The following is a 19,711-nucleotide window of genomic DNA, read 5'->3' on the forward strand; positions in this document are numbered from 1 at the left end:
ATCGGTAAAGGAGGGAGATGAGCAGTCTAGCCCCCGCCCTCCCGCGCGGGCCTCGGTCATTCAACCGATGGTGGGCACCAGGGCCGGCGCGCAATCTGTGCTCCAAGGTTGGCCCCCGCCCACCTCCCCGCAACGACCTAACCGCAGTGCCTATCCATCCACACTTGGAGCATCCCATGAACCTCAAGTCCCTCGCGTTCGCCACCGTCGCCGCCCTGTCCATGGTGTCCGTCGCCCATGCCGGCCCCCCCAGCCCCACCCCGAAGGACGTCAAGAACATCGTCCTCGTCCACGGCGGTTTCGTCGACGGATCCGGCTGGCAGAAGGTCTACAACCGCCTGAAGCGGGACGGCTACAACGTCAGCATCGTCCAAAACCCGACCACCTCGCTCGCGGACGACGTCGCTTTCACCAAGCGCGTGATCGCCCAGCAGGACGGTCCGGTCGTGCTGGTCGGTCATTCCTACGGCGGCGTGGTGATCTCCGAGGCCGGCACCGATCCCAAGGTCGAGCGTCTGGTCTATATCGCCGCCTTCGCGCCTGACGCCGGCGAGTCGGTGCAATCGCTGATCGCCAACCCGCCCCCGGGCGCTTCGGTGCCGCCGATCCTGCCGCCGCAGGACGGTTTCCTATTCCTCGACCGCGGCAAGTTCGCCGCCTCGTTCGCGGGTGACGTGCCGGCCGAAGAGGCGGAGTTCATGGCAGCCTCGCAGGTGCCCTGGGGCGTGGCGGCCCTCGCGGGCAAGGTGAGCGTGCCGGCCTGGAAGGCCAAGCCGAGCTGGTACCTGGTTGCCACTGAAGACCACATGATCCCGCCGCCGGCACAGCAGATGATGGCCAAGCGCGCGGGCGCGACGGTGGTCGAAACCGCGGGCAGCCACGCCATCTACGTGTCCAAGCCCGATGCGGTGGCCGACCTGATCGTGCAGGCGGCGCAAGCGAAGAAGTAAGCCGCTGCCGGCCGCCGCGCCGCGCATCATCCTAAACGAACGCCCCGCCGACGCAGGGCGTTCTTCGTTATCGCGACGATTCCGCGGGCGGCGCCGGTGTTCCGAAGGCTAAGCGGCCGCCAACGCCGTCGCGATCCGCACCTCGCTCGTCAGCACCTTATGGATCGGGCAGGCATTGGCGATCTGCAGCAGGCGCTCGCGCTGTTCGTCCGACAGCTCGCCCAGCAGACGAATCCTGCGTTCGATGTCGGTGCCCGCGGCCGGCTTGCCTTCCGGGTTGAAGCGCAGCGAGACCTCGACGCCGGCCAGCGGCCACTGCTTGCGCGCGGCGTACATGCGCAGGGTGATCGCGGTGCAGGCGCCCAGGCTGGACAGCAGCAGGTGTTCGGGCGTGGGGCCGGTGTCGCCGCCGCCGAGGTCGGCCGGTTCGTCGGCCTGCCAGCGGTGGCCGCCGTCGTCGGTGAAGGTCACCACGTAAGGCGTGGGCTGGCTGCTGGCGTGGACGGTCGCGACGGTCATGGCGTTCCTGGAGGCTTGCGGCATCGATGCCGCCGACGTAGACCATAAGGTCGCGTCGACGCCGGCGCCAGCCGCGGCGGTCGCACGAAGCATCCCAGTGGCCGAACGATGCGGCGGCGGTCGTATCGCGACGCGCGGATCGCTCGAGTCGCCTGAGCTTCGGCGTGAGCTAGCGCTTCGCAAAGCGGGCGGCGCTTCCCCGCGCCGCCCGCGTCGCGTTCAGCGACCAGCGGTGTTGGTGTGCCAGAGCCGCCGGCGCAGGTGGTCGTACACCACTACGTTGCCGTCGTTCTGCACGAATAGCATCGCACCGCGCTTGCCGGCGGTGTTGCTCGCCCATCGCGTCTGGCCGGCACCGTCGCGAACGGTCAGGTTGCCGTCGGTCTGCATGTGCAGGGTATGGCCGCTGCCGTACACGTGGTTGGCCCAGATCGCACCCACGTTCTTCTTGTACAGCACCAGATTGCCGTCGCCCTGGATCGCCAGCGTGAATCGCTGGTCGCAGGAGGTGACCGTGCCGTTGGTTTCGCGCCAGTCGCGCGGATTCAAGCGGCCGCAGCTCGGCACCGTGCGCAGCACCAGGTCGTAGGCATTGAGGATGGGCTGCAGCGGCTGGAAATAGCCCTGCGGGTCCGGATCGCCGCAGTTGTCGTCCCGGCCTTCGAAGAAGTGGCCGCCGGAATGCACGCCCTGGGCTTCGGCGCTGGGGGTGATCACCGCGCCGCCCGAATCGCCGCCGCCGGAGCAGGCGGTGGATCGGGTCATGCCGTAGATGATGCCGTACTGCGGGCCGTAATCGACCGTTACGTTCTTGTCGCGCACCACGCCGCAGCGGTAGCCCGTCTTGTAGCCGGATCGGCACACCGCCGCGCCGACCGGCGCTTCCAGCCCGCCGCGCACGTCGATGTCGACGCCGGCGTAGTTGTATACCCACGGCAGGATGTGCCAGATGTTCGGTTGGGCGTTCTGCACCCAGGCGTGGTCGGCCGTGGGAAAGGTGGAATAGGCGAAATGTCCGATCGGCGATTCGTTGCCGCCGCGCACCGCGGTATTGACCGTCCCGCAGTGGCCTGCCGTCACGAAGCCTGGGGTATTGCCCTTGAACGCCGAGAATCCCATCGAGCACCAGCTATTGGGCGTCAGGTAGCGATCGCCGCCGCGCAGGTCGTGCTGGGGCTTGGGGCGTTGCGCGGAAGTCACGATGCGTACCATCTTCGGTTCGATGCCGCTGCGTGCGATCAGTTCGATCGCCGCCTCCTGCGCGCCGGGGTCGATGGTCAGGACGATGCCGTTGTTGGGCAGATCGACGTTCCAGGCCTGCACGCGGGGGCCTTCCTTGCGCATGCCACTGGCGGCCAGGACGCGCTGCGCCTGGTTCAACTGCGATTGCGCCGCGTCCAGCTCGGCCAGGCTATGCCTGAGCACGCGCACCTCGTCGGCGCTCAGGCGCATCCGATCCGTCGCTTTGCGATCCGTCACGCCCAGGATCGATCGATAGTCGCCGGCCGCGTCGCGCTCCAGCCAGGTACCGGCGTAGTGTTCGCCCAGGACGGCGCGCGCTTGGGCTTGCAAATGCATCGCGCGCTGTTCGCTGGCGAGGTAGGCCTGAAGTTGCGCCGGTTTCAGGCCGAGGTCGCGCTGCAGGGCCAGGCGCATGGCGGGCGACACCTGCTGCGTCGGCGGCACGGCGGCAGCGCCGACGCCGGGCAGCAGCATCGCGCACAGCGATACGCCCAGCGCCACGACAGTATGAGAGACGTTCATGGATACTCTTCCTTCCTTAGTTGTATGGGTTCCGCGCACGCCCGGAATCGGCCGTGCCTATCCCTGTACGAGGTAGCGAGCCGAACCCTGACATCCGCATTGGAAGGGTCTACGCGGGGCCATCGGCGGCCGGTCTGCAATGCGGGCGCCCGGGATTCCGATGGCGCGGTCCGAACCGGCCGGTGGCCAGGCGCGCGAGCGCTTGCGAACCCGGAATTCAGCCGCCGTGCTGCGCGAGCGCCCGGCATTCGGCCACCCAACGCCGGCTGAGTTGGCGGTGCCATGAGGATTCGTTGGGCATCGCCTCCAATTGCCGCACCGCCTCGGCGAGCTCGCGACTGCGGTTGGCGCCATGGCAGCGCGCACGTTCGAGCGCGACCTGCTCGAAGCGCGGTTGGGATTCGACGATGACCTCGCCGGCGCGCCGGGAGGCATTGGATTCCAATACCGCGATGGCGTCCGCAACTTTTCCGCGCAGCAGCCAGGCCACGGCGCGCAGGCCGTCGATGTCCAGCAGCTGGCCATGGCCTGCCGCGTTACGCCGCGCCGACAGGCGGTGCGCCCGATCCAAGTCCTGTTCGGCCAGAGCCCATTCGCCGCGCGCCAAGCGCGTTTCGCCGCGGCCCAGCAAGGCCGAGACGGTGGCCGGATGTTCTTCGCCATGGAACTCCAGCGAACGCGCGACCATGCGGTCGTAAGCATGCATGGCTTCATCCAGACGCTGAGTCTGCAGCGCGCTGAATGCGAGGTTGCGGCCGATCAGCAGCTCTTCGTCCGGATCGCGCGGCGTCAGTTGGCGCGCCAGCGTGTCGGCCTCATGCAGCAGGGGATAGGCCTTGGCCGCATCGCCGTCCGTCAGCGCGATGCCCGCGCTGTTCACCAGCGCGCGGACGTAGGCCTTGCGCATCGCGGGGCCGCCAGCCTCGAGCAGGGCCAGGCTGCGGTCCAGGTGGGCCCAGCCGCGGGCCTTGTCGCCGAGAGCGAAGTGGCCGATGCCGATATTGCCGAGCAGGCGCGGGTACAGCGGGTCATCGGTCGCGTCGGCGCTTTCCAGTATCCGCGCGGCTCGCTCGCTGTACTGCAGGAACCGTTGCGGCTGGCCCAGTCCGTAGTGCGCGGTCGCCAAGCCGCGCAGCGCATCGGCCAGGGCCAGCGGATCGTCCTGGCCGCTCAGCTCCGCGACCGCGCGCGCGTAGGCGTCGCGCGCCTGCGCGGACAGGCCCAGATCGGTGTAGACCTGGCCCAAGGCATGCAGCATCGCGGCCAGGGCCTGCGGCGAGTGTTCCCGGCCTTGCTGGTCCTTCAGTCTCTTCATCCCCTGGTCCAGCAGTTCGCGCGCGGTGACTTCGCCATTGGTGGCCGCCTTCGGCGTGGTGTTGCGGAACAGGCTGACGAAGTGGTCGGCCACGGCTAGGGCTTTTTCGCGTTCGCGTTCCGTGCGCGCTAGCTGGCGGTCCAGGCTGTGGATATGGAACGCGGCAAACGCGGCGCCTGCGGCAAGGGTGGCGAACACGGGCCAGCGGCGGCGCAACAGTCGGCGCAGTCGATAGCCGCGCTCGTGGCGACGGGCGCGGATCGGAAGGTGCTGGGCCCAGCGCAGCAGGTCGTCGGCCAAGGCCTCGGCGCTTGGGTAGCGTTCGCGAGGTTCCGCGGCAGTGGCATGGGCGACTATGCATTCCAGATCGCCATGCAGGCGCGCGGTCAGCCGCCAGGGCGTCAGGGCCCGCTTGGCGGCGATGTCCGCTGCCCGGGTGGGATGACCACGCAGCAGGGCCGCCCAACTCGGACCCAGCCGCGGCGGTGCTTCCCCGCTGTGCGCGTGCGAACCCAACAGCAAGGCCTGCAGCAACAGACCCAATTGATAGACATCGGTGGCGGTGGTCACCGGCTCGCCGCGGCGCTGCTCCGGCGCGGCCCAGGCCGGCGTCATCGAACGGGTCTGGGTCTGGGTGGGATCGGCTTCGTCCAGCAGCTTGGCGATGCCGAAATCCAGCAGCTTGACCCGACCGTCCGGGGCGACCAGGACATTGGCGGGCTTGATGTCGCGGTGCACCACCAGGTGGCCGTGGGCGAACTGCACCGCGTCGCAGACTTGGCGGAACAAGGCGACACGCTGCTCCAACGTCGCCCGGCGGCCGTCGCACCACTGGGTGATGGCTTCGCCGGGGACGTATTCCATCGCGAACCAGGGGTGGCCGCCCGCCGCCAGGCCGCCGTCCAGGAGCTGGGCGATGTGCGGGTGCTGCAAGCGCGCCAGCACCTTGCGCTCGCGCAGGAAGCGTTGGGTCAGCGGCGAGAAGCCGCCCCAGATCCGCTTCAACGCCACCTGGCGCTGCCAGGCGCCGTCGGCGCGCTCGGCCAGGAACACCTCGCCCATTCCGCCCCGGCCGATGCGCCGCAACAGGCGGTAAGGGCCGATGACCGTCCCGCCGGTTTCATCGGCGGCGGCTTCCGCACCGGTATCGCCTTCGTCGAGTTGCGCCAGCAGCGCGCGGACGCGTCCGGCCAGATCGGGCCGCGTTCCGCAGGCTTCCTCCAGCAGCGCATCGCGTCGCTCGGCGGGCGCGTCCAATAGCCGGCGCAGCAAGGGCAGCGCCGCAGGGTCGAGAGGGTTCATAGGGCGGGGATCTGTTCGATCGGAACGTCGGGGCTTGCAGATGGGATACGGCATACGGCCGCATGGCCTGACACTAGGCCTCCAGGCGATCGCGCAGCCAGGCGCGCGCCGCGGCCCAGTCGCGGTACACCGTGCGTTCGTCCAGCGCGAGGACGCGGGCCACTTCCGGCACGCTCAAGCCGACGAAATAACGCAGTTCTACGACTTGCGCCATGCGCGCATCCAGTTGCTCCAGGGCCACGAGCGCCGCATCCAGATCGGGCAGGTGGGTTTCCTGGGGAATGGGCAGTTGCAGCGCTTCGGTGAAATCGTCGCGGCGCCAGGCGCCGCCATGTTTCTCGCTGGCCGCTTTGCGGGCGCGATCGACGAGGATCTGGCGCATGATCCGCGCCGCCGCATTGAACAGGTGGGCCGCGTTCTCGAAAGCGACGCTCTCCTGGCCCAGCAAGCGCACGAAGACATCGTTGACCAGCGCCGTGGCTTGCAGGGTGTCGTGGCCGCGGTGTCCGCGCAGCTCGTGCGCGGCGATGGCGCGAAGATCGGCGTAGATCAAGGGCAGCAGCGCCTCCAGCGCGGCCCGGTCGCCTTGCCGCCAGCGCTGGATCAGGGCGTGCGGGTCCGTTGCGATATCGGGCATCGGCTGTCTCCGTAGGTCCATCGTCGTGGTGGGGCCAATCCATGGCAGCCAAGCGGGAGGCGCGCGTGCAGTGGCGTTGCTGGGAACGGACATCCGTCCTTGCGGCAGGCAACATACCATCGCGGTCCCGGCGCTACGACCGGAGTCTGGCGTGCGCCCGCGGTCGCGCGCCGGACTCGCGGCCGCCAGGGCCTATGCGTATGGTCCGCCGCTGGCTACGCGCCGCCGCCAAGCGGCAGGCGGTGGCCTGCGAGCCGAAGCTGCGCGGGCGCGCGGCCCGCGCCGCGATCACTTGATCCGCCGCTTTTCCAGCTTGCGCGCGAGGGTGCGCCGATGCAGCCCGAGCCGGCGCGCGGCCTCGGAGATGTTGAAGTCGCTTTCGGCCAGGACCTCGTGGATGTGTTCCCACTCCAGGGTCTTGATCGAGGTGGTGCGCGCGGTCAGCTCGACCTCGGTATCGCCGGTGGCGCGCTGGAACGCGGCTTCGATGTCGTCGGTGTTCGAGGGCTTGGCCAGATAGTGGCGCGCGCCCAGCTTGATCGCCTCGACCGCGGTGGCGATGCTGGCGTAGCCGGTCAGCACCACGATCAGCATGTCCGCGTCGTAGGCGTGCAGGTGCTTTACGCAGGACAGGCCGGAGGCGTTGGCGGCGAGCTTGAGGTCGACCACGGCGTGGGTCGGCGAAAACTCCTGCAGCAGTTCCGGCAGGCCGGCTTCGCCGGGCAGGTGGCGCACGGCGTAGCCGCGGCGCTCGAACGAGCGCACCAGGGTACGCGCGAAGGTGGTGTCGTCCTCGACGATCAGCAGCCTGCGTTCATTCGTCATCGCCGTGGTCCTCGATGGCAATGGCCGACAGCGGCAGCGTCACGGTGACCGTCGCGCCGCCCTGCGGCCGGTTGCGGGCGGTGAGCCTGCCGCCCAGGGTACGGGCGACATTGACCGAAAGGAACAAGCCCAGGCCGCCGCCGGGGCGGCCCTTGCTGCTGTTGTAGGGCGTGCCCAGGCGCTCGAGGATGTCGGCGGAGAAACCCGGGCCGGCGTCGCTGACTTCGATCACCAGTTCGCCGTCGCGGCAGTCGGCGTCCAGCGCCACCCAGTCGGGCGAGGCCTCCAGCGCGTTGTCGAGCACGTTGAACACCATCTGGCGCAGGCCGTCGTCGGAGACGATGCGCGGATCGTCCTCGCAGCGGCGTTGATAGCGGAACTTCTCCGGCGCGCGCGCCGCGCGCCAATCGTCGGCCAGATCGTCCAGCAATTCGTGCAGGCTGGTCTCGACCGGCGACTCGCCGCGCGTTTCGCCGGCGGACAGCAGGATGTTGGTGACGATGGACTTGCAGCGCGCGACCTGCGCCAGCATTTCCGCCACGTCGTGGTGCAGTTCGGTTTCCGAGGCGATGGTGGGCAAGTGCTGCCAGTCGCCGAGGATCACCGACAGCGTCGACAGCGGCGTGCCCAGTTCGTGGGCGGCGCCGGAGGCGAGCAGGCCCATGCGTACGATGTGCTCTTCCTCGGCGGCGCGCTGGCGCAGTTCGGCCAGGCGCGCGTCGCGTTCGCGCAGGATGCGCCCGATGCGGGTGATGAACACCACCAGCAGCGCGGCCACCAACAGGAAGCAGATCAACAGGCCCTGCACGTAGTGATCGGCCAGGCCGCGGCCGGGTTCGACCGCGATCCGCAGCGGCGTGGGCGATACCGCCAGCGCGGTGAAGCACAGCCCGGCCGCGGCGGCGATGATCCAGTTGGCCGGCGAGCGCAGCAGCACGGTGCCCAGCACCACCTGCAGCAGGTAGAGGAAGACGAAGGGATTGGTGATGCCGCCGCTGAGATAGAGCTGCAGGCTCAGCGAGACCACGTCGACCAGCAGCCCGATCAGCATGGCCCGGTTGGAGACCTGCGCGCGCCGCTTCCACCACAGCTGGCTGCCGAGGTTGAACGCGGCCAAGCCGGCCAGCACCGCGCACATCGGGCCCAGCGGCAGAGCGATGCCGATGCCGTAGTGGACGACGAAGATGGTGACGACCTGCCCGACCACCGCGATCCAGCGCAGCTGGATCAACTGCTGCATGTTGCGCAGCCCGGTGCGGTCCGGGGAGCCGCTCACGCCCAGTTGGCGGGGCAGAGCCTCCGCGGCGGCCTCAGGGGCGCTGGATCGGGCGTGCATGACCGGGGAAGCCTCCTGTCTGCGCACGATCTTGCCGCAAACGACGCTCCGATGCGAACAGATAGCCGCCCGCCACCAGGCTCAGCGCGGCCAGGCCGAACCAGGTCAGGGCATAGGACAGGTGATGATCGCGGAAGCTCACCACGGTCATGCCGCCGCGCGGCCAGGCGTCGCTGGACGGATCCTTCGCGGCGTCGACGAAGTAGGGTGCGCTGGCGTTCGCGGGCAGTCCGCGCGCGCGCAGGATGGCCGCGACGTCGCGCGAGTACCAGCGCCCGTGGCTGGGGTCGTTGCTGCGCAGGAAGCCGCCCTTGGGCTCGCTGATGCGCAGCAAGCCCTCGATCCGGACCCTGCCGGCGGGCGCGGGCACCGCCGCTTGCTGCGCGGGCACGAAGCCGCGGTTCACCAGCACGTAGTCGCCCGCGTCGGTGCGCAGCGGCGTCAGCGTCCAGAAGCCCGCGCCCAATGCGGTCACGGCCTGGCTGCGCGTTTCCAGCGCGGGCAGGTAATGGCCGGACAGGCGCACGCGGCGGTAGCCGTCGCGCTGCTCGCTGACCTGCGCCCATTGCGCGCGCGCGGGCGGTGCGACCGGCGCGGCCTGGGTGCGCGCCTGCACGCGCGCGATCAGATCGTGCTTCCAGCCCATGCGCTGCAGCTGCCAGACGCCCAGCGCGAGGAAGCCCGCGAACGCCAGCGCCAGCGCCACGGCGAACGCGGCGAGCAGCGCCGGCCGGCGGCGTTGCGCCGGTTCGGGCCGTGCCGAACCGGTCGCTGCGTTACGGCCGGCGGTCATGGCGCGTTCTTGAGCATTTCCTGCATGTCGTGCGCGCCCGGCATCATGTTCGAGTTCATGTGGTGCATCACCCACAGCGAGCCGCTGAGCACGATCACCACCAGTACCGCGGTGAAGATCAGGGCCAGTACGTTCCAGCCGCCTTCCGAGCGGGCGTTCATGTGCAGGAAGTAGACCATGTGCACGACCACCTGCACCGCGGCGAAGGCCAGCAGGACGATCGCGACCAGGTTCGAGCTCGGGATCACCTTGCCCATGACCAGGCCGAACGGGATGGCGGTGAGGACCACCGACAGCAGGAAGCCGGTCAGGTACTCGCGCGCCGAGACGTGCGGGATGCCGTCGTCGAAGTGCTCTTCGTGATCGTGCGCGTGGTGCTGGCTCATGGCAGCACTCCCATCAGGTAGACGAAGGTGAAGACGCCGATCCAGACGACGTCGAGGAAGTGCCAGAACATCGACAGGCAGGCCACGCGGCGGGCGTTGGCGCGGGTCAGGCCGTGGCGCCGCACCTGCACGCACAGCACCAGCAGCCAGATCACGCCGAACAACACGTGCAGGCCGTGGGTGCCGACCAGGGCGAAGAACGAGGACAGGAAGGCGCTGCGCTGCGGGCCCGCGCCCAGGTGGATCAGGTGCGCAAACTCGTAGATTTCCACCGACAGGAAGGCCAGGCCCAGCACGCCGGTCAGCAGCAGCCAGCCGATCATGCCGCGCTGGTTGCGCTTCTGCATCGAGATCATCGCGAAGCCGTAGGTGATCGACGACAGCAGCAGGATGGCGGTGTTGAGCGCCACCAGCGGCAGCTCGAACAGGTCGGCGCCGGACGGGCCGGCGGCGTAGCTGCGGCCCAGCACGCCGTAGGTGGCGAACAGGCAGGCGAAGATCATCAGATCGCTGAGCAGGTACAGCCAGAAGCCGAACAGCGTGCCGTTCTGCGGATGGTGCTGCCCGGCGGTGTCCAGGAACACGGGCGAGCCGTCCTGGCGGGTCATGGCGATGGACTCAGACATGGGCGGCCTTCAGCTGTTCGCTGCGCGCCTGCTCGGTCGCGGCGACCGTGGCGGCGGGGATGTGGAAATCGCGGTCGTAGTTGAAGCTGTGGTAGATCGCATAGGCCACGATGCCGAGCAGCGACGCCACCGCCAGCCACCACACGTGCCAGATCAGGGCGAAGCCGCAGAAGGTGCTCAGGGCCGCCAGCACCAGGCCCGCGGGCGTGTTCTTGGGCATGTGCACGGCCAGGAAGCCCGAGGCCGGGCGCTGGAAGCCGCGCTGCTTCATGTCCCACCAGGCGTCGTTGTCGTGCACCACCGGGGTGAAGGCGAAGTTGTAATCCGGCGGCGGCGACGAGGTCGACCACTCCAGGGTGCGGCCGTTCCAGGGATCGCCGCTGAGGTCGCGCAGCTGCGCGCGCTTGCAGAGGCTGACGTAGATGCAGATCAGGAAGGCGGCGATGCCGATGGCGACCAGGACCGCGCCGAACGCGGCGATCTGGAACCAGATCTGCAGCGAGGGATCGTCGAAGTGGCTCATGCGGCGGGTCACGCCCATCAGGCCCAGCACGTACAGCGGGGTGAAGGCGAACCAGTAGCCGGCCAGCCAGAACCAGAACGAGACCTTGCCCCAGAAGTCGTCGAGCTTGAAGCCGAAGGCCTTGGGGAACCAATGGGTCATCGCCGCGAACAGGCCGAACACCACGCCGCCGATGATCACGTTATGGAAGTGCGCGACCAGGAACAGGCTATTGTGCAGCACGAAGTCGGCCGGCGGCACCGCCAGCAGCACGCCGGTCATGCCGCCGACCACGAAAGTCACCATGAAGCCCATGGTCCACAGCATCGGCACTTCGAAGCGGATGCGGCCGCGGTACATGGTGAACAGCCAGTTGAAGATCTTCGCGCCCGTCGGGATCGAGATGATCATCGTGGTGATGCCGAAGAACGAGTTGACGCTGGCGCCCGAGCCCATGGTGAAGAAGTGGTGCAGCCACACCAGGTAGGACAGCACGGTGATGCAGACGGTCGCGTAGACCATCGACGAATAGCCGAACAGGCGCTTGCCCGAATAGGTCGAGACGATCTCCGAGAACACGCCGAACAGCGGCAGGATCAGGATGTAGACCTCCGGATGGCCCCAGATCCAGATCAGGTTCACGAACATCATGGCGTTGCCGCCCAGGTCGCTGGTGAAGAAGTTGGTGCCCGCGTAACGGTCCAGGCCCAGCAGCGCCAGCACCGCGGTCAGTACCGGGAACGAGACCACGATCAGCACATTGGTGCACAGCGAGGTCCAGGTGAACACCGGCATCTTCATCAGGCCCATGCCCGGCGCGCGCATCTTGATGATGGTCACCAGCAGGTTCACGCCCGACAGCAAGGTTCCGACGCCGGCTATCTGCAGCGCCCATATGTAGTAGTCGACGCCCACCCCCGGGCTGAAGGCGACCCCCGACAGCGGCGGATAGGCCAGCCAGCCGGTGGCGGCGAACTCGCCGAAGAACAGCGACATCATCACCAGCACGGCGCCGCTGACGGTCATCCAGAAGCTGAAGTTGTTGAGGAAGGGGAAGGCGACGTCGCGCGCGCCGATCTGCAGCGGCACCAGGTAGTTCATCAGGCCGGTGACCAGCGGCATGGCCACGAAAAAGATCATGATCACGCCGTGGGCGGTGAAGATCTGGTCGTAGTGGTGCGGCGGCAGGTAGCCCATGTTGTCGCCGAAGGCCATCGCCTGCTGCAGGCGCATCATCAGGGCGTCGGCGAAGCCGCGCAGCAGCATCACCAGGCCAAGCACGATGTACATGATGCCGATTTTCTTGTGGTCGATGCTGGTGAACCACTCCTTCCACAGGTAGCCCCACAGCCGGTACTTGGTGATCGCCGCGAGCAGGGCGAGACCGAGCACGACCGTGCCGATGAAGGTGGCCGCGATGATCGGCTCGTGCAGCATGGGCACGGCGTCCCAGGTCATGCGTCCGAAGATCGGGGAATTCGGGATGGTGCCGCTTTCGAGGGACATCGGAAAACTTCCAGAAACGATTCGGGTCGTCGTAGGGCGCGCGTCAGGGCGACTTCATGCCGGCCAGCATCGGCGACAGCGGCGGCTGCTCGACCGTGCACACGTCCGCGGACACGTAGGCGCCCAGGCGCGGGTCGCCGCGGCGCGGCATCGCCAGCGAGTTCAGGCCTTCCAGGCCCAGGCCGCCGGCGGCGTCCAGCGCCATCATCTGGTCCATGCACAGGCGCTCGGCGTCGACGCAGCGGTTGAGGATGGCGCCGTACAGGGTGGCGTCGACCTTGGCGTAGTGGCGCACCGGCTCGCGTTCGCTGGGCTTTTCCAGCTCCAGGTAGGCCGCGCGCGTCAGCGATTGCTTGCTGCCGCGCAGGCCGGCGATCCAGGTGTCGTAATCGGCGTTGGACATGCCGTGGAACTTGAAGCGCATGTGCGAGAAGCCCGCGCCACTGTAGTTGGCGGAGAAGCCCTCGTACTCGCCCGGCGCGTTGATCACCGCGTTGAGCTTGGTCTCCATGCCGGGCATGCCGTAGATCATTCCGGCCAGATGCGGCACATAGAAGGTATTCATCACCGAGGAGGCGGTGATGTGGAAGCGCACCGGGCGATCCACCGGCACCGCGACCTCGTTGACCGAGGCCACGCCTTCCTTGGGGTACAGGAACAGCCACTTCCAATCCAGCGCCACCACCTGGATGTCCAGCGGTTCCATCTGCGCCGGCACCGGCCGGCCGGCCGCGATCCGGTCCAGCGGACGGTAGGGATCGAGCAGGTGGGTGCTGATCCAGGTGATCGCGCCCAGCGCGATGATGATCAGCAGCGGTACGCCCCAGATCACCAGTTCCAACTGGGTGGAGTGGTCCCAGTCCGGGGTGTACTTGGCGCTGCGGTTGGAGGCGCGGTATTTCCAGGCGAACCAGAAGGTCAGCGCGATCACGGGCACGATCACGACCAGCATCAGCACCGTGGCCACGACGATCAGCTGGCCCTGGCGGGCCGCGATATCGCCGGCGGGGTTGAACACCACCAGGTTGCAGCCGGAAAGCAGGCTGGCGGCGGCCAGCAGCGCCGCGGCTTGCAGGAGTCTGCGTGCGAGGGTCATGAGGGGGTTGGGACGGAGTCTTGATCGATGGCGGCCAATGTAGTCCGCACGCCCATTCACGAGTATTGGACGTTTTGTCCTATCGCTTCGCGTCGCCGCCTCTGTCAGCCTAGGCTCGAACGATCCCCTGCCCGAAGTCGATTACCGCCCCAGATGGCTACCGTCCCCGGTCCCACCGCATCCTCACACGACCATGGCGCCAAGGCGCATGCCGACGTCGCTCCGGGCGAAATCGCCGTCGGCGTGGTCGTCGGGCGTGCGTCGGAGTACTTCGACTTCTTCGTCTATGGCATCGCCTCGGCGCTGGTGTTCCCGTCGGTGTTCTTCCCGTTCCTGGATCGGCTGCAGGGCACGCTGTGGTCGTTCGCGATCTTCGCGCTGGCGTTCCTGGCGCGTCCGCTGGGCACGATGCTGTTCATGTCGATCCAGGCGCGTTGGAGCCGCGGCGTCAAGCTGACCGTGGCGCTGTTCCTGCTCGGTACCGCCACCGCCGGCATCGCCTTCCTGCCCGGCTACGCCACGCTGGGCGGATGGTCGATCGCGCTGCTGGCGTTCTTCCGCCTGTTGCAGGGCATCGCCCTGGGCGGTTCCTGGGACGGCCTGCCGTCGCTGCTGGCGCTCAACACGCCGAAGGAGCGCCGCGGCTGGTACGCGATGTTGGGCCAGCTGGGCGCGCCGGTCGGCTTCATCGTCGCTTCCGGCGTGTTCGCCTTCCTGTACGCCAGCCTGGGCGAGCAGGACCTGCTGAGCTGGGGCTGGCGCTATCCGTTCTTCGTCGCGTTCGCGATCAACGTGGTGGCGCTGTTCGCGCGCCTGCGCCTGGTGGTGGCCGAGGAATACCAGGACAAGATGGGCGAGTTGGAACTCGAACCCACGCCGATCCGCGAACTGTTCAGCGCCAAGGGCCAGCACGTGGTGGTCGGCGCCTTCGCCGCGCTCGCCAGCTACGCCCTGTTCCATATCGTCACGATCTTTCCGCTGTCGTGGATCAAGCTGTATTCGGATCAGTCCATCGTCGGCTTCCTGATGGTGCAGATCCTGGGCGGCTTCATCGCCGCCGGCGGCATCGTCGCTTCCGGCCTGATCGCCGACCGCGTCGGCCGCGCGCGCACCTTGGGCGGCCTGGCCGTCGTCATCGCGATGTTCAGCGGCTTCGCCCCCACCTTGATGGGGGCGGGCTCGCTGGGCCAGGACGCCTTCATCCTGATCGGCTTCGCTTTGCTGGGCCTGTCCTACGGCCAGGCTGCGGGCGCGGTCACGGCCAACTTCGGCCGCCGCTACCGCTACACCGGCGCGGCCCTGACCTCGGACCTGGCCTGGCTGATTGGCGCCGCCTTCGCGCCGCTGGTCGCCCTGGGCCTGTGCTCGCAGTTCGGCCTGGCCTGGCTGGGTGCCTACCTGCTGTCCGGCGCGATCGGCACGCTGGCCGCGCTGGGCGTCAACCGGGCGATGAACTACAAGAGCTGAGTTCCGCGCCGCGGTCGCGGCGCGGCCCGGCTTCAGGCCTCGAAATCGACCGTGATCGAGTCGGCGCTGCGCCGGCCTTCGCCGTGGTACACCGCCTCGATGTTGTTGCCGTCCGGATCCAGCGCGAACGCCGCGTAGTAGCCCGGGTGATAGCGGCGTTCGCCGGGCGCGCCGTTGTCGCGGCCGCCGTGGGCCAGCGCCTGCTTATGGAAGGCATCCACGCTCGCGCGGTCCTTGGCCTGGAACGCCAGGTGATGGCGGCCGGTGAGCTCGCCTTGCGCCGCGTCGCTGCTGGCGGTGGACACGAACAGTTCGTCGGCCCAGAAAAAATCGTCGCCGGTGCCGGCGAGGGGAATGTCGAGGGTCTTGAACACCGCTTCGTAAAAGCGCTGGCTGGCCTTGAGGTCTTTCACCACCAATTGAATGTGATCGATCAGGCGACCGCGGTAAATGCGTTGCGTTTCCATGCTGCGCTCCGGCGTGGGGAGCGCCGAAATTAGCATCCGAATCGCTATGGCTTTGTGTGCGTCCTGCAATGAGCGCAGGCCTGGATTCGTTCAGTTTTGTGTCGAATCTGCATAGGCCGTTGCGCTGCGGTCCACGAAATCCACTGCGCCTGCAGACGGCGCGGACGGCGGTTGCCGACGAGCCGGCGCCGCCGTTGAAGCCTGCCGCGGGCGCGCATCGATTCGATCGGTCTAGGTCCGCGGCGGCGCGGCTCGAATGCGGGCGATGACGATCTACAATCGCCCCTAGGGTGTCATGGAGACGAGATGGCGATGACCGAGCGACTGTTCGTATACGGAAGCCTGGCCCCGGGGCGCGTCAACGCGCACGTGATGGCGGATATCCCGGGGCGATGGGAGCCGGCCAGCGTGACCGGCAACTTGTTGCAGGCGGGTTGGGGCGCCGACGTCGGCTATCCCGGCATCGTGCTGGACGAGCGCGGCGCACAGGTGTCCGGCCTGGTCTTCAGCTCCGAGCATCTGGCCGAACACTGGGCGCGCCTGGACGAGTTCGAAGGCGAGGGCTACCGGCGCGTGTTGACCTCGGCGACCTTGGCCGACGGCAGCCGGGTGGAGGCCTACATCTACAGCCTGAGCGATACGGCGCCCGACGGCGGCTGAGGCGCGGCAAAGGGAATCGCCCCAGGCCCGGATCCGGCGCGCATGCGGGCTTCGTGGCATGCCGCCAGTGGGTATGATCCGGCCTCGCGAATTCGCCCGGGGCCTGAAGTGAAGAGATTGCTTTTCCTGCTGATGCTGATGGCGTGTTCGATTCCGCTGCAGCGCGCAGAGGCCGCGCCGGTGAGGAAGGAAGTGCTGGACCTGGGCCGCTTGGCCACCGGTCGGCCGGGCATAGTCGATCTGTGGTTTCCGCAAGGCGATTGCGCGGCGCCGACCCGGCGTTACTGCCTTGCGGACACGGCGGCGACCCATAAAGTGGTGGTGTTCTCGCCGGGCGCGATGGGTTCGGCGGCGGAGTACGCCTGGATCGGCGAGCGCCTGGCCGCATCGGGTTTCGTCGTGGTCGGGATCAATCCCTATGGCGAGTCCCGCATCTACGGCAAACCCAGCCAGGACCCGCGCAGCACCACCCTGATCTGGCAACGGCCGCAGGACGTGTCGGCGGTGCTCGACCGCTTGGCGAAGCAGCCGCTGTTCCAGCGCGCGGTCGATTGGAACAAGGTCGTCGCCGTGGGCCATTCGGCCGGCGGCCAGACGGCGGCCATGCTGGCCGGCGCCCGCTTCGATCTGAAATCCCTGCAGGCCTATTGCCGTTCGCCGGCTTCCAAGGGCGATCTTTCCTGCAGCTACGGACGCGATCGCGCGCAGGCGCCGGAGGCTTTCGTCGAGCGCTTCGACGGCAGCTATCGGGATCCGCGCGTGGGCAAGCTGGTCCTGCTGGACCCGGCGCTGGGCAGCGCGGTGCGCGCGGACAGCCTGGGCGCGATCCGCTTGCCGAGCCTGGTGGTCGGCGCCGTCGACAACGATTTCATTCCCTGGCAGCGGCACGGCGCGCGCTATGCGAAGGCCCTTCCCCAGGCCAGGACGGTCCTGTTGGACGGGCAGGAAGGACACTTCGTTTTCCTGTCCCCCTGCGATCACGCGGTTCGGGTCCAGGGCGTGCCCCTGTGCCAGGACCGGCCGGGCGTGGACCGGGCGGCGGTGCACGAGGCCTTGGCCGCTCAGATCGTCGATTTCGTGGGGCGGGACGACGAGGGCAGGACTTCGGCGCCGCAAGCGCAAGCCCAGCGCAAGCCGCGTTCGTCGTTCGCGATGGAGATGCTGCTCTACACGCCGCGCTGGGTGTTCGGGCTGCTCGCCGCGCTATGCGTGTTCGGTCTCATGCAGGTGCGCACCCGCAAAGTCCGCGTCGCGGTGTCGCTGATCCTGCCGGTGGCGATGCTGGTGCTGTCGCTGTCGGGCGTGTGGCGCTACGTGGGTTGGGATGCCGCGGCGCTGGCTTGCTGGGCGCTGGGATTGGCGCTGGCGGCCGCGCTCTGCTTGCGCCTCATGGACGGTCGGCTGGCCCGCTTCGACGCCGACAGCGGCAAGCTGCTGATCCAGGGCAGTTGGGCGCCGCTGTTCGTGATCCTGGGCATCTTCGTGCTGCGCTACGCTCTGGGTGTCGTCACCGCCATGCAGCTGCCGTTCGTGCACAGCCCGCATTTCCCCTGGAGCGTCGGCCTGGCCCTGGGCGCCCTGAGCGGCTTCTTCCTCGCACGCGGTCTGGTTTTCTGGCGCGCCGCGCGCGCCAGGCCGGCTACCGCGTAGTTCGTGCGATCAGAGTTCTTCGGGAGTCGCTTCGCGCTCGCAGCAATAGATGGTGAAGCCGGTGTCCATGCTCTTGGTGTAAACCAGATTGCCGTAGCGCAGGTGCGTTTCGTCCTTGCAGGTATAGGTGAACTTGGCCAGCACCAGGCGATCGTCGGTGCCCAGCTTGCGGGTCTCGTTGAGCTTGTCCAGCTTGCAGCCCGGGTACCTGGTCAGGATGTCGCGTTCGACGATGCCCGGGGTGACCCCGCATCCGGCCAGCAGGCAGACGGTGAGCAGCAGCAGAAGTCGACGCATGTGTCCCCAGCGGTGTCGTGTACGGCTTGACGGCGATATCGCCCGAAGGCGTCCTTGGACTTGGTCTCGGCATTCCGGATGCCCCACCGGCGACCTGCGGGCAGGATACAGGCCGCCGCCATCGCCCAGTGGCGGTGCGCACCGCAAGCGATCGGCCGCCGGTCCGTCGCAAGCGTCTTCGTTGCTTGTCACTCCATTCGGGCCTGTCAGCTGGACACCCGGGAGTTCGGACAAACGATGGGCGTCGTCCTCGTAGCCGTTCCAGTTCATCGAAGCGGCCCGGGCGGAACTCACCGGCCGTCGGCGGCAGCGGTTTCGCGAGGGCCGGGTCTCGCCTCCCGCGGCCAATAGGTGTACAAATGTACACCTATGGATTCCATCGACTCCCTGCCGCCGCAACGCGCCGCCGTGCTGGCCTTTCTGCGCCGGGAACTGGCGGCCGGGCGCGCCCCCAGCCTGGCCGAGATCGCCGCCGCCTTCGGTTTCGCCTCGCGCAACGCCGCCCAGAAGCACGTCCAGGCCCTGGTCGCCGACGGCCTGCTGGCCCTGGTCCCGGGCCGGAAGCGCGGCCTGCGCCTGCCCGGCGGCGGCGCCGACGTGCTGCCGCTGGCGGTGCTGGGCCGGGTCGCGGCGGGCGCGCCGATCGGGGCGGACATCGGCCTGGACCAGCAGCTGTGGCTGGACCGCCGCCTGTTCTCGCCGGCGCCGGATTACCTGCTGAAGGTGCAGGGCGATTCGATGATCGACGACGGCATCCTCGACGGCGACCTGGTCGGCGTGCACCGCACCGGCGACGCGCGCGACGGCCAGACCGTGGTCGCGCGCGTCGACGGCGAGTTGACCATCAAGCGCCTGCAGCGCACGCGCCGGCAGATCCGCCTGTTGCCGCGCAATCCCGCGCATGCGCCCATCGTGGTCGAGGCGGGCCAGGATTTCGCCATCGAAGGCGTCTACTGCGGCCTGGTGCGGTTGGGCTGAGATGGGCGCGGTGGTGTCCATCGAAACCCTGCTGGCCGCGCAGACGCTGTGGCACGCCGGGCGCAGCGCCGGCCTCGCCGCCGAGGGCGAGCCCTCCGGGCATGCGGCGCTGGACGCGCTGTTGCCGCAGCGCGGCTGGCCGCGCCGCGCCCTGACCGAACTGCTGCTGCCCGCCGACGGCGTGGGCGAGTTGTCCCTGCTGATGCCGACCCTGGTGCGCATGACCCAGGCCGGCGGCACGGTGGCGCTGATCGCGCCGCCCTATCTGCCGTATGCGCCGGCCTGGCAGGCCGCCGGCGTGGAACTGGCGGCGCTGCAGATCGTCGACGCCACGCCGCGCGACGCCTTGTGGGCGTTCGAGCAGTGCCTGCGCAGCGGCGCCTGCGCGGCGGTGATCGGTTGGCCGCTGCAGGCCGATGCGCAGGCTTTGCGCCGCCTGCAGGTGGCCGCCGACAGCGGCGACTGCCTGGGCTTCGCCCTGCGCGATCGCAAGCACGCGGCCAATCCTTCGCCGGCCGCCCTGCGCGTGGAGTACGCGCGCGATGCGCAAGGCCGCGGCGCCTGGCACGTGCGCAAATGCCGCGGCGGCCCCGCGCCCGCGCAGGCCTACGCCCCGGGCACGGCGTGAGGCGCGC

Annotated in this window: 19 protein-coding genes; 6 read left to right on the forward strand and 13 right to left on the reverse strand. The window is 68.6% G+C overall.

Annotated features, from left to right (window positions below; all coding sequences use genetic code 11):
• Positions 1-176: 176 nt before the first annotated feature.
• A complete protein-coding gene (locus tag V1318_RS05760) occupies positions 177-950 on the forward strand; it encodes an alpha/beta hydrolase (protein ID WP_332938534.1) in 774 nt (257 codons plus the stop codon).
• 108 nt (positions 951-1,058) lie between these two features.
• Here V1318_RS05760 and V1318_RS05765 read toward each other — a convergent pair whose 3' ends face one another.
• The 11 genes from V1318_RS05765 to cyoA all read right to left on the reverse strand — a co-directional run bounded on the left by V1318_RS05765 (position 1,059) and on the right by cyoA (position 13,557).
• The gene (locus V1318_RS05765) at positions 1,059-1,469 is read right to left on the reverse strand and encodes an OsmC family protein (protein WP_332938536.1); all 411 of its coding nucleotides are present in this window, start codon (positions 1,467-1,469) and stop codon (positions 1,059-1,061) included.
• 219 nt (positions 1,470-1,688) lie between these two features.
• Entirely contained in the window at positions 1,689-3,233 is a 1,545-nt protein-coding gene (locus V1318_RS05770) for an alpha-lytic protease prodomain-containing protein (protein WP_332938537.1), read from the reverse strand.
• A 217-nt stretch (positions 3,234-3,450) separates the two neighbouring features.
• Entirely contained in the window at positions 3,451-5,850 is a 2,400-nt protein-coding gene (locus V1318_RS05775) for a protein kinase (protein ID WP_332938538.1), read from the reverse strand.
• A 73-nt stretch (positions 5,851-5,923) separates the two neighbouring features.
• Entirely contained in the window at positions 5,924-6,487 is a 564-nt protein-coding gene (locus V1318_RS05780; protein ID WP_332938540.1) for an ECF-type sigma factor, read from the reverse strand.
• Between the two features lie 288 nt (positions 6,488-6,775).
• Positions 6,776-7,312 (reverse strand): response regulator transcription factor, encoded by a 537-nt coding sequence (locus V1318_RS05785; protein ID WP_332938541.1) that lies wholly within the window; start codon positions 7,310-7,312, stop codon positions 6,776-6,778.
• Positions 7,302-8,588 (reverse strand): ATP-binding protein, encoded by a 1,287-nt coding sequence (locus V1318_RS05790; protein WP_332938542.1) that lies wholly within the window; start codon positions 8,586-8,588, stop codon positions 7,302-7,304. The genes V1318_RS05785 and V1318_RS05790 overlap by 11 nt, the downstream gene beginning before the upstream one ends.
• A 34-nt stretch (positions 8,589-8,622) precedes the next feature.
• Positions 8,623-9,441, reverse strand: a complete 819-nt coding sequence (locus V1318_RS05795; protein WP_332938544.1) for an SURF1 family protein — start codon at positions 9,439-9,441, stop codon at positions 8,623-8,625.
• Positions 9,438-9,827, reverse strand: a complete 390-nt coding sequence (cyoD, locus tag V1318_RS05800) for a cytochrome o ubiquinol oxidase subunit IV (protein WP_332938546.1) — start codon at positions 9,825-9,827, stop codon at positions 9,438-9,440. Before cyoD ends, V1318_RS05795 begins: the two co-directional genes overlap by 4 nt.
• Complete coding sequence (gene cyoC, locus V1318_RS05805; protein WP_332939005.1) at positions 9,824-10,435, reverse strand: cytochrome o ubiquinol oxidase subunit III; 612 nt, start codon at positions 10,433-10,435, stop codon at positions 9,824-9,826. Before cyoC ends, cyoD begins: the two co-directional genes overlap by 4 nt.
• Before the next feature lie 10 nt (positions 10,436-10,445).
• Entirely contained in the window at positions 10,446-12,425 is a 1,980-nt protein-coding gene (gene cyoB, locus V1318_RS05810) for a cytochrome o ubiquinol oxidase subunit I (RefSeq protein ID WP_332939006.1), read from the reverse strand.
• Positions 12,426-12,504: 79 nt separating this feature from the next.
• The gene (gene cyoA / locus V1318_RS05815) at positions 12,505-13,557 is read right to left on the reverse strand and encodes a ubiquinol oxidase subunit II (RefSeq protein ID WP_332938549.1); all 1,053 of its coding nucleotides are present in this window, start codon (positions 13,555-13,557) and stop codon (positions 12,505-12,507) included.
• A 153-nt stretch (positions 13,558-13,710) separates the two neighbouring features.
• Between cyoA and V1318_RS05820 the strand changes: the two genes are divergently transcribed.
• Entirely contained in the window at positions 13,711-15,024 is a 1,314-nt protein-coding gene (locus V1318_RS05820; protein ID WP_332938550.1) for an MFS transporter, read from the forward strand.
• 32 nt (positions 15,025-15,056) lie between these two features.
• Here V1318_RS05820 and V1318_RS05825 read toward each other — a convergent pair whose 3' ends face one another.
• Positions 15,057-15,491: a VOC family protein gene (locus V1318_RS05825; RefSeq protein WP_332938551.1), complete on the reverse strand. Its 435-nt coding sequence runs from the start codon at positions 15,489-15,491 to the stop codon at positions 15,057-15,059.
• A 312-nt stretch (positions 15,492-15,803) separates the two neighbouring features.
• On the opposite strand from V1318_RS05825, the gene V1318_RS05830 reads away from it, so the two are divergent.
• Complete coding sequence (locus V1318_RS05830; RefSeq protein WP_332938552.1) at positions 15,804-16,151, forward strand: gamma-glutamylcyclotransferase family protein; 348 nt, start codon at positions 15,804-15,806, stop codon at positions 16,149-16,151.
• A gap of 108 nt (positions 16,152-16,259) precedes the next feature.
• The gene (locus V1318_RS05835; RefSeq protein WP_332938553.1) at positions 16,260-17,801 is read left to right on the forward strand and encodes a DUF6622 family protein; all 1,542 of its coding nucleotides are present in this window, start codon (positions 16,260-16,262) and stop codon (positions 17,799-17,801) included.
• Between the two features lie 9 nt (positions 17,802-17,810).
• On the opposite strand, the gene V1318_RS05840 is transcribed toward V1318_RS05835, so the two are convergent.
• Positions 17,811-18,098 carry a hypothetical protein gene (locus tag V1318_RS05840; protein WP_332938555.1) on the reverse strand — a complete coding sequence of 96 codons (288 nt, stop codon included), beginning with the start codon at positions 18,096-18,098 and terminating at the stop codon, positions 17,811-17,813.
• Between the two features lie 378 nt (positions 18,099-18,476).
• Here V1318_RS05840 and lexA point away from each other — a divergent pair, with 378 nt between their 5' ends.
• Positions 18,477-19,076: a transcriptional repressor LexA gene (lexA, locus tag V1318_RS05845; protein ID WP_332939007.1), complete on the forward strand. Its 600-nt coding sequence runs from the start codon at positions 18,477-18,479 to the stop codon at positions 19,074-19,076.
• 1 nt (position 19,077) lies between these two features.
• Positions 19,078-19,704 carry a translesion DNA synthesis-associated protein ImuA gene (gene imuA, locus V1318_RS05850; RefSeq protein ID WP_332938557.1) on the forward strand — a complete coding sequence of 209 codons (627 nt, stop codon included), beginning with the start codon at positions 19,078-19,080 and terminating at the stop codon, positions 19,702-19,704.
• The last annotated feature ends 7 nt before the right edge of the window (positions 19,705-19,711 follow it).

The sequence above is a fragment of the Lysobacter sp. CCNWLW3 genome (genome assembly GCF_036697405.1).
In the GTDB taxonomy this organism is placed as follows: domain Bacteria; phylum Pseudomonadota; class Gammaproteobacteria; order Xanthomonadales; family Xanthomonadaceae; genus Lysobacter.

Coding starts and splice junctions, on each gene's coding strand:
- V1318_RS05760 (WP_332938534.1), top strand. CDS start 177: ATGAACCTCAAGTCCCTCGCGTTCGCCACCGTCGCCGCCCTGTCCATG.
- V1318_RS05765 (WP_332938536.1), bottom strand. CDS start 1,469: ATGACCGTCGCGACCGTCCACGCCAGCAGCCAGCCCACGCCTTACGTG.
- V1318_RS05770 (WP_332938537.1), bottom strand. CDS start 3,233: ATGAACGTCTCTCATACTGTCGTGGCGCTGGGCGTATCGCTGTGCGCG.
- V1318_RS05775 (WP_332938538.1), bottom strand. CDS start 5,850: ATGAACCCTCTCGACCCTGCGGCGCTGCCCTTGCTGCGCCGGCTATTG.
- V1318_RS05780 (WP_332938540.1), bottom strand. CDS start 6,487: ATGCCCGATATCGCAACGGACCCGCACGCCCTGATCCAGCGCTGGCGG.
- V1318_RS05785 (WP_332938541.1), bottom strand. CDS start 7,312: ATGACGAATGAACGCAGGCTGCTGATCGTCGAGGACGACACCACCTTC.
- V1318_RS05795 (WP_332938544.1), bottom strand. CDS start 9,441: ATGACCGCCGGCCGTAACGCAGCGACCGGTTCGGCACGGCCCGAACCG.
- cyoD (WP_332938546.1), bottom strand. CDS start 9,827: ATGAGCCAGCACCACGCGCACGATCACGAAGAGCACTTCGACGACGGC.
- cyoC (WP_332939005.1), bottom strand. CDS start 10,435: ATGACCCGCCAGGACGGCTCGCCCGTGTTCCTGGACACCGCCGGGCAG.
- cyoA (WP_332938549.1), bottom strand. CDS start 13,557: ATGACCCTCGCACGCAGACTCCTGCAAGCCGCGGCGCTGCTGGCCGCC.
- V1318_RS05820 (WP_332938550.1), top strand. CDS start 13,711: ATGGCTACCGTCCCCGGTCCCACCGCATCCTCACACGACCATGGCGCC.
- V1318_RS05825 (WP_332938551.1), bottom strand. CDS start 15,491: ATGGAAACGCAACGCATTTACCGCGGTCGCCTGATCGATCACATTCAA.
- V1318_RS05830 (WP_332938552.1), top strand. CDS start 15,804: ATGACCGAGCGACTGTTCGTATACGGAAGCCTGGCCCCGGGGCGCGTC.
- V1318_RS05840 (WP_332938555.1), bottom strand. CDS start 18,098: ATGCGTCGACTTCTGCTGCTGCTCACCGTCTGCCTGCTGGCCGGATGC.
- imuA (WP_332938557.1), top strand. CDS start 19,078: ATGGGCGCGGTGGTGTCCATCGAAACCCTGCTGGCCGCGCAGACGCTG.